Origin of the sequence: Acinetobacter sp. A3, from assembly GCF_012371415.1 — a bacterium.
Taxonomy (GTDB): domain Bacteria; phylum Pseudomonadota; class Gammaproteobacteria; order Pseudomonadales; family Moraxellaceae; genus Acinetobacter.
Genome location: NZ_JAAZQW010000101.1, coordinates 1 through 551, shown reverse-complemented (window position 1 = coordinate 551; position 551 = coordinate 1). Strand labels below are relative to the sequence as shown.

Genomic DNA, 551 nt, shown 5'->3' with positions numbered 1-551 from the left:
TTCAGTGACATGGCAACTTGATTTAAATAATGCTGATCTGCCTGATTTAAATCAATCCCTTTAGGTAAATATTGCCTAATTAAACCATTCATATTTTCGCATGTGCCTTTTTGCCAGGGTGAATGTGGGTCACAGAAATATACATCTATGCCTAAATCTTCTTCAAGTATTTTATGTTCTGCCAGCTCGCGTCCACGGTCATAGGTCAACGTTTTACGCAGTTCTGCAGGTAAATATTTCAGAGCTTCAGTTAAAGCCTTGCGCACTGATTCTGCCTTTGCATCAGGTAATGTTGCCAAGATACAGAGCCGTGTATTTCGTTCAATAAGTGTTGCTATCGAACTTTTATTGTCTTTACCTTTAATTAAATCAGCTTCCCAATGACCCGGTATTTTTCTTTCTTGAACTTCGGCTGGGCGCTCATGAATAGTTTTAATATCCTGTAATATAGAATCTTTTTTAGGTTCACCGTTAGCTTTTCGCTTTTTATTTTCATGACGCAGACAGGATAATAAGTCTTTTTTCAACTCACCCTTTGGTAATGCTCGTAT

General features: G+C 37.7%; 1 pseudogene. It reads right to left on the bottom strand.

Annotated features, from left to right (window positions below):
• Positions 1 to 551: pseudogene (locus HHA42_RS13415) on the bottom strand (IS30-like element ISAba125 family transposase); the annotation flags it as partial.